Source organism: Sphingorhabdus sp. (assembly GCF_023910635.1).
In the GTDB taxonomy this organism is placed as follows: Bacteria; Pseudomonadota; Alphaproteobacteria; order Sphingomonadales; family Sphingomonadaceae; genus Sphingorhabdus_B.
This window is the reverse complement of record NZ_JAAVVZ010000068.1, coordinates 1-2,249: the sequence shown is the minus strand read 5'-3', so window position 1 is coordinate 2,249 and position 2,249 is coordinate 1. Positions and strand designations below refer to the sequence as shown.

Genomic DNA, 2,249 nt, shown 5'->3' with positions numbered 1-2,249 from the left:
AGACATGGGCGTTTCCTTGTTCCTACCGATCGCTGACGCAGCACCATGCATACGCCCCTCCGGCCTTCTTCGATTTCGGTCAGGCGGACCTGAGCGAAGTGGGGCGCTTAGGGGGGATTGGCGCGGAATGCAAGCGATTCGCCAATATCCCGAAGTCCCTATGACTTGCTATGCTAGAGCTTTCTTAATCTGCTGCACCACATCGGAAAACAGATAACCTTCTCGAACATATATCAACGTGACGCCATGTCGTTTGCATTTTGCTCGCTTGATTTGATCGCGCTGAACGTTCCTCTGGAAAGCCTCCTCACCTCCGAAGAAGGCAATTGGCCGATCGTGTTGCTCACCTTGGTATTCCAGTGCTACTTTTTGCTCAGGTAGATAAATGTCTAAATGTTGCCGACCCAGCCAAATGGGACGGCCATGCTGAACAACAGAAATTTCGGGAAAGGCAGATTTCACCGCATAGTAAAGAGCTGTTTCTGCTATCCAACCCTCCCCCACACGAGGAAGGTCAGCCTCTTCTCTGAAAGTATTCTCAGCATCACGCATTAGCGTGATACATTCTTGCTGCGCCTTAGAGGACAAGCTGAAATAGTGTCCAATGATGTCTGGCGTTAGAATGTAGCTCATGTGCCCGGAGAACAATGTCATCCCATGCAAATGCTTGTGCGAATCTGGAGCCCATTCAGACAGAAGATTTCGGCCCTCATGCTCTTGAATCTCAGAAACTCGAGTTTCCAAATACTGTGATATTCCGGTAATGTTTTCTCGCCCGAAGCGAGTGAGTTTAGGACCAAACAACGTTGCAATATCTCTGCCAGACACCTTTTGACTTAACACCATTTTAAGCGTCAGCAATCGATCTGTTTGCATCGAACTGCGTGCGCCGAGCATAGGGATTGGCGCTACGGCAATAGCTCGCGTCAGTTCGCCTAATGCAACAAATGCGTCGGATGCCCAAAATTCAAAATAGGAACCTTTCTCCAGCGGGGCATCGGCCGCCAGCTCAAGTAGTTGATGCGCCGTGTCATTCCACTGCTGAAACTTTTTCGGCGTTGTGGTATCCACCAAATCATAAAAGCTACTCTCATCCGGCTTAGTCGGGAGCCGCGCGATGATTGAATTCGCCTTACTAAAGAGGGTATCAACGTTCACTTGGGACATGATCTAAAAGTTGGCATTGCCCACCCGCCCCAAAAGTTCCCCCGCAAACGCTTGCCCCCATCATGACAATCCAGCCGCCATCAGGCGGCTATGGCGCGGAAAGCCTCGTGATGGGCGACCAGCCGGAAGCTGTGTGGCCCATTGATGCGGGAATTGTCGTCGAAAAGATGTTCGTTAAGTGCGAGCAACTCGACAATCATTCCGGGCAGCTTGGCCTCAAGCTCCTCAAGCGAGTCCGCGCCGGTTGAGAGTCCTGGCACATCGCTGTCGAAAACATACCAGCTTTTGGAGTCGGGATCATAATCCGCCCGCACTGTCCATTCCGCCATGACTGCCTCCTAAAAATGTCCAAAAAATATGAAGGAGAACTTGAGCTTTGTCTATGGCCAAAAGACCTCGGCATTTTTGGTTCACGCAGAGGCGCGGAGATCGCAGAGGGTTCATGGGAAATCTCAGCGCCTCTGCGCCTCTGCGTGAACCCGATCACCCTATCCAACACATCCACATTTATCTGGGGACAACGACACATCCGTGGACAAACTTGTCCGAGACTTTAATCGGGTTGTGACGGCAATACCGCCGTCAGTTGATAAGGAGTATGTATGACATTGACAGAATTGTGCATTTTCCTTGGCGTCATGTTTGCTTTTGCGACTTTGATCCTCAAAGTCGTTGAAGTGACAAAAACCAAGTAAGCACACGGGGTGGGGTCGGGCGGCAACCTGATCCCACAATGATTTGGGCCCCCACCACGGCAATGGTGAAGGCCCAGTATCAAAGGCTAATGCCTGACATTGACCCCAGCGTCCTACAACAAACGGGTTGCAACATCAATAATTCATTTTTGCTGCGGATTTCAAAAGTTCCCCCGCAAACCCGCTCAACGTATCATCCCTTGCCCCCATGATCACAATCCGGTCGCCGGGCCTCGCCAGTTCGACGATACGCTCCCCGCAGTCTTCGCGGGTCGGGATATATTCGGCGTTACGGCCAGCTTTGGCCACGGCGTCGGTGATGCTTTGGCTGCCGATGCTTTTGTCCACGGTGCCGCCAAAATAGACGGGGTCGCAGAGGAGCAGATG

At 51.8% G+C, this 2,249-nt stretch carries 2 protein-coding genes and 1 pseudogene; all 3 read right to left on the bottom strand.

The features are described 5' to 3' along the window. Positions 1-168 precede the first annotated feature (168 nt). On the bottom strand, positions 169-1,158 hold the full coding sequence (locus HEQ34_RS14165; protein WP_296201552.1) for a hypothetical protein: 990 nt from the start codon (positions 1,156-1,158) through the stop codon (positions 169-171). Positions 1,159-1,247: 89 nt separating this feature from the next. Continuing rightward, positions 1,248-1,496 carry a DUF1902 domain-containing protein gene (locus HEQ34_RS14160; RefSeq protein WP_296201551.1) on the bottom strand — a complete coding sequence of 83 codons (249 nt, stop codon included), beginning with the start codon at positions 1,494-1,496 and terminating at the stop codon, positions 1,248-1,250. Between the two features lie 501 nt (positions 1,497-1,997). Continuing rightward, positions 1,998-2,249, bottom strand: a pseudogene (locus tag HEQ34_RS14155) (UDP-N-acetylmuramate--alanine ligase); the annotation flags it as partial.